Consider the following 4,975-nt stretch of genomic DNA (forward strand, 5'->3'; position numbering starts at 1 on the left):
GGGCTGGACATGGGCGAGACCGGTCGCGGCAGTCAGGACGTCGCGTTCAGGCGCACGGCGAGCCAGGCGCGCGCATAGCGCCAGCGGCGCACGACGGTCGCGCGCGAAACGCTGCAGGCTTCGGCGATTTCATCGGTGCTCATGCCCGCGAAGAATTTCAGCTCGACGACGCGCGCGACGTCCGCGTCTTCGCGTTCGAGTTCCGTGAGCGCGCCGTCGATCGCGATCACGTCGACGTCGCCGACCGGCAGCGGCTCGTCGATCTCGTCGAGCGCGAGCATCACGCAGTCGCCGCCGCGCTTCTCGGCGTCGCGTGCGCGCAGGTAGTCGACGGTCAGGTTGCGGATCACGCGCGCGGAGAACGCGAAGAAATGCGCACGATCGGACCAGCCGGACCCGCGCGCCTGATGCAGCCGCGCATAGGCTTCGTTGGCGAGTTCGGTCGGCTGCAGCGTCGCGCCGCGCGCGTGGCGGCGCAGGCGCATCTCGGCGATCTCGCGCAGCATCGGATAGACCGCGCGCATCAGCGCGTCGGCGGCATTGGCCTCGCCGGCGCGCCAGCGCTGCAGCATGTCGGTGATCGCGGGCGTTTCCATGGCGGTCGCGGGCTCAATGCAGCAGCGCGCCGATCGAATCGGCGCCGGGCACCGCGCGCGCGATCGCCCAGCCCGCGCCGGCGGCGACCACCGCGACCGCGGCGAAGCGCCAGAACGTCCGCGCGACTGCGGTCTTCAGCCAGTGGCGGTCGCGGTCGATGCCGCGCACGTGACGATAGAGCCCGCCCGCGAGCGCGGCGTCGACCAGCAGCTCGGCGAACAGCACCGGGGCTGCGGAAACGATGGAAAACACCGCGAAAAGCGCCGTCAGCAACGCGATTGCGGCAACGATGACGACGCCGATGATCGCCCCTTCGCCGTCGCCGACGTCGACATCGAAGCCGCCGCCGTCGGACGACGTGTCCGCGGCGTGGGACATGGTGTCGACCGAATCGCCGCCGCGCGCGATCTCGATGCCCAGGTCGGTCGCGTCGACGGTTTCTTCGGCTCTGCTCGGGTCGCCGTCGCCCCAGCGCAGCCAGACCCAGAGAAAGAACAGGAATGCGAGGTAGCCGACCGCGACCGCGAGCGGATAGCGCAGCGCCATCGACGACATCCCGCCGATGCGCAGCAGGTAGGAGGCGAGCAGTCCGCTGGCGCCGGTCAGCGCCGCGATGAACGCCATCTGCAGGCGCGGCGAATGCAGGCGCTCGATGAGCTTGCGATGACGCTCGACTTCCCTGGAGCGGTTGAACACGCGTACCGGTTCGCGCATGCCGTTCGGAACTCCCCGTTTCCCGTGCTATCGCGAATTGGCGCCGGATCTGATCAGTTCAACGCGGCGAACGCATCGCGGGTCAGGTTTTCCGGCGCTTCCGCGGTGCAGGCCACGTCGTCCTCGATGCGCACGCCGCCGAACTTGCGGAACGCGGCGATCTTGTCCCAGTTCACGTCGGCGGCCTGCGGCTTCTGCTTGAGCTCCGCGAGCAGCATGTCGATGAAATAGATGCCGGGTTCGATCGTCATGACCTGGCCCGCATCGATCGTGCGGGTCAGGCGCAGGTACGGATGGCCGTCGGGCCTGGCCAGTGCGCCACCGGCCTCGCCGGCCTGGAAGCCGCCGATGTCGTGCACCTGCAGGCCGATGTAGTGGCCCAGGCCGTGCGGGAAGAACGTCGCCGACACGCCCGATTCGACGGCGCTCTCGGCGCTCATCCGGATGAAGCCCTGCTCGCGCAGGATGCCGGCGAGCACATGGTGGGCGTGCACGTGCAGTTCGGGATAGCTCTGGCCCGCGCGCACGCGGTCGCAGAAACCGCGCTGCGCGCGATCGACCGCGCCGACGAGTTCGGCGAACCCGGCCGCGTCGCTGCCCGCGTAGGTGCGCGTGATGTCGCAGGCATAGCCGTGGAAACTCGCGCCCGCGTCGATCAGCAGCGAATGCGAAACGAGCGGCGGATTGCGCTCGAGATTCATGTAATGCAGCACCGCGCCGTGCTCGTTGAGGCCGATGATGTTGCCGTAAGGCAGCTCGTTCTCGGTCTCGCGCGCCGCGCCGAGATAGGCCATGTGGATGCCGTATTCCGACGCGCCGCTGCGGAACGCCGCCTCGGCCGCGCGATGCGCGCGCGCGCCCAGATGCGAGGCGACGCGCATCATCGCGAGTTCGTATTCGGTCTTCCAGGCGCGGTGGTAATGAAGGTAATCGAGCACGCCCTGCGGGTTGTTCGGCACGTGCGCGCCGACCGCCGCAACGTCCTCGCCGAGTATCGCGCAGCGTTCGACCTGTCCCGGCAAATGCGCCGCGGCTTCGCGTGCCTCGCGCACGATGACGATGTCGAAATGCTCGACCCAGTAGCCCGCCGGCACGTCGGGCACGACGTGCCAGTAGTCGTGCGGCTGCAGATAGATCAGTTTGGGCCGTTGTCCCGGCGTCACGACGATCCACGACCCCGGCGCCTTCGTCACCGGCAGCCAGTGCTTGAAATGCGGATTGACCTGGAACGGATACGGCATGTCGTCGAGGAACTGATAGCGCGGCTGCCCCGCGGCAATGACCAGATGATCGAACCCGCCGCGCTCCAGCGCGACGCTCGCGCGGTGATGCAGCGTGGCCAGATGGGCGGGGTAGAGCTGGCTCAGCAGGGCAGTCGGCATCGGGCGCTCCGGCGCGGAAGTGGCCGGATTGTGCCTCAGGCGGTCGGCGCGTCGCGAATGCGCGCGCGTTTGCCGCCGTGCCGCCCGTGTGTCGGCCGCGTCCGTTTTTTTTCCGGGCTCCCGGACCGGCGCCGGCGACCGCCGTCGCCGAACCCTGCAATCCGGCACACGTCCACGTCCGGCTGTTGCGCGAGGATCGCCGCCATGCGCGCCTCGCGTCCGTCTGCCCCGGCCGTGGCTGACGTGTTCCTTCGTACCGGAGTTCGCCCATGATCGATCGTCGTCGCTGGCTGCAACTGACCGCCGCTGCCGCGGCCGCCTGGACCGCGCGCGGCCTCGTGCCGGACGCGCACGCGGAAGCACCGAAGCAGCCGCAGCGCATTCTCATCCTCGGCGGCACGGGGTTCATCGGGCCGCATCAGGTGCGCTACGCGCTGTCGCGCGGCCACAAGATCACCTTGTTCAATCGTGGACGACGCAGCAAGGAATGGCCCGGCGAGGTCGAGGAACTCCACGGCGACCGCAATACCGGCGACCTCGCCGCACTCGAAGGCCGCGAGTGGGACGTCTGCATCGACAATCCGACGACGCTGCCGTTCTGGGTACGCGATGCGGGAAAGGTCCTGAAGGGCAAGGTCGGGCAGTACGTGTTCATCTCGACGATCTCGGTCTATGCGGCGAACGACATGCCCGGCGCCGACGAGACCGCGGCGCTCGCGGCGTACGAGGGCGCCGATCCGATGCAGGAAACGCAGGACACGCTGCGAGCGAACCTGGCGCTGTACGGGCCGCTGAAGGCGCGTTCCGAGCAGGAGGTCCGCCACTGGTTCGGCGACAGCGCGACCGTCATTCGGCCCGGTCTCATCGTCGGTCCCGGCGACGAAACCGATCGCTTCACCTATTGGCCCGACCGCATCGCGCGCGGCGGCGACGTGCTCGCGCCGGGCGGCGGCGCCGATCCCGTGCAGTTCATCGACGCGCGCGATCTCGCCGAGTGGACGATACGCATGGCCGAGCAGCGCTCGTTCGGCACGTTCAACGCGACGGGTCCGGCGCAGGCGCTGACGATGCGCGACTTCCTGCAGCGCACGCGCGGCGCGCTGAAATCCGACGCGCAGCTCACCTGGGTCGACACGGCGTTCCTGCAGGCCAACAAGGTCGCACCGTGGAGCGACCTGCCGGTCTGGATTCCGGCCGACGGCGACTCGGCCGGCTTCGCGCAGCGCAGCACCGCTCGCGCGCGCGGGCGCGGCCTGACCTGTCGGCCGCTCGATGCGACGGTCCGCGACACGCTGGCCTGGTGGAACGAGCAGCCCGCCGAACGCCGCAACACGCGCAAGGCCGGGCTGAGCGTCGAACGAGAGAAGGAACTTCTGGCCTTGTGGAAGAAGCGAGAAAGCGCCGGCTGACTCACCGGCCGTCGGCGCGCGCGTCGCGTTGCGCGCGCCGGCGTTGCAGGAGTTCGGCCGCGATCGCCGCCGTCTCGCGCAACGGCGGCGGCCTCGCTTCGGCGGCCGGCTGCCCGAGCAGCCGCAGATGGCCGCTCTGCAGCAGCGCCTCGTGCAGCCGGCCGAGCTTGCCGCGGACGGGCTGCGCCCACCAGCTGTGGACCGGCACGCCGACGGCGCAGGCTTCCGACAGCATGTTGACCGAGTCGGGCGTCACGAAAATCGATTGCGCGTGGGCGAGGAATCCCGCGTAGGGATTCGGCCCGTCGTGCAGGCCGCTCCAGAACAGGCCGGGAAAGCGGGCGAAGGCGCTGCGCAGATAGTCGCTCAGCGGCGCCGGCGTGCGCCGCGACGTCGTGACGAGAAAACTGCCGCCGTGACGCTCGTGCTGCTTGGCGAACGCTTCGATGACGGCGACGCAGTACTGCGTGTCGATCGCGACGTCGCGATGACTCGCGCCGATCAGCACCGCGCGCCGCGGCGCGGGCAGGGCGGCGAGGTCGGGGAACGCGGCCGCGCCGTCGGCGAGCCAGTCGTCGTCGATCGGATTCAGCGAACCCAGCGTCGTCAGCACGTTGGCGCCGGCCAGGCCGTCGTGCCGCGGCGCGACGACGAGGTCGTATTCGGCCGGCGCTATGCGCGGATCGAGGATCTGCACGGTGAACGTGCGGCCGTCGCTCCAGCGCCGCAGCGCACGCGTGAACAGCGCGGCACTGCGGCCGCAACCGATCGCGATGCCCGGCCAGGGCGCGACGAACTGGCTGCGCTGCGCCGCCGGCAGCGCGGCGCGGGCGCCGGCCAGCAGGCGCGGAGCGAGCCACGACCACGGCGCCG

6 protein-coding genes are annotated in these 4,975 nt (G+C 70.1%); 1 reads left to right on the forward strand and 5 read right to left on the reverse strand.

Annotated features, from left to right (window positions below):
- Positions 1–32: 32 nt before the first annotated feature.
- Genes VLF18_RS16565 through VLF18_RS16580 form a run of 4 tightly spaced genes read right to left on the reverse strand, consistent with a single transcriptional unit; the run spans position 33 to position 2,899 of the window.
- On the reverse strand, positions 33–596 hold the full coding sequence (locus tag VLF18_RS16565; RefSeq protein ID WP_325280736.1) for an ECF-type sigma factor: 564 nt from the start codon (positions 594–596) through the stop codon (positions 33–35).
- A 13-nt stretch (positions 597–609) separates the two neighbouring features.
- Positions 610–1,311: a hypothetical protein gene (locus tag VLF18_RS16570; protein WP_325280737.1), complete on the reverse strand. Its 702-nt coding sequence runs from the start codon at positions 1,309–1,311 to the stop codon at positions 610–612.
- Between the two features lie 53 nt (positions 1,312–1,364).
- Positions 1,365–2,693 carry a Xaa-Pro dipeptidase gene (gene pepQ, locus VLF18_RS16575; protein WP_325280738.1) on the reverse strand — a complete coding sequence of 443 codons (1,329 nt, stop codon included), beginning with the start codon at positions 2,691–2,693 and terminating at the stop codon, positions 1,365–1,367.
- A gap of 35 nt (positions 2,694–2,728) precedes the next feature.
- Complete coding sequence (locus tag VLF18_RS16580; protein ID WP_325280739.1) at positions 2,729–2,899, reverse strand: hypothetical protein; 171 nt, start codon at positions 2,897–2,899, stop codon at positions 2,729–2,731.
- 63 nt (positions 2,900–2,962) lie between these two features.
- Here VLF18_RS16580 and VLF18_RS16585 point away from each other — a divergent pair, with 63 nt between their 5' ends.
- Positions 2,963–4,102 carry an NAD-dependent epimerase/dehydratase family protein gene (locus tag VLF18_RS16585; RefSeq protein ID WP_325280740.1) on the forward strand — a complete coding sequence of 380 codons (1,140 nt, stop codon included), beginning with the start codon at positions 2,963–2,965 and terminating at the stop codon, positions 4,100–4,102.
- A 1-nt stretch (position 4,103) separates the two neighbouring features.
- On the opposite strand, the gene VLF18_RS16590 is transcribed toward VLF18_RS16585, so the two are convergent.
- The coding region (locus VLF18_RS16590; RefSeq protein ID WP_325280741.1) for a mitochondrial fission ELM1 family protein at positions 4,104–4,975 on the reverse strand (872 nt) is incomplete at its 5' end.

This window comes from Tahibacter sp. (assembly GCF_035481375.1).
In the GTDB taxonomy this organism is placed as follows: domain Bacteria; phylum Pseudomonadota; class Gammaproteobacteria; order Xanthomonadales; family Rhodanobacteraceae; genus Tahibacter.

Coding starts and splice junctions, on each gene's coding strand:
- pepQ (WP_325280738.1), bottom strand. CDS start 2,693: ATGCCGACTGCCCTGCTGAGCCAGCTCTACCCCGCCCATCTGGCCACG.
- VLF18_RS16570 (WP_325280737.1), bottom strand. CDS start 1,311: ATGCGCGAACCGGTACGCGTGTTCAACCGCTCCAGGGAAGTCGAGCGT.
- VLF18_RS16565 (WP_325280736.1), bottom strand. CDS start 596: ATGGAAACGCCCGCGATCACCGACATGCTGCAGCGCTGGCGCGCCGGC.
- VLF18_RS16585 (WP_325280740.1), top strand. CDS start 2,963: ATGATCGATCGTCGTCGCTGGCTGCAACTGACCGCCGCTGCCGCGGCC.
- VLF18_RS16580 (WP_325280739.1), bottom strand. CDS start 2,899: ATGGCGGCGATCCTCGCGCAACAGCCGGACGTGGACGTGTGCCGGATT.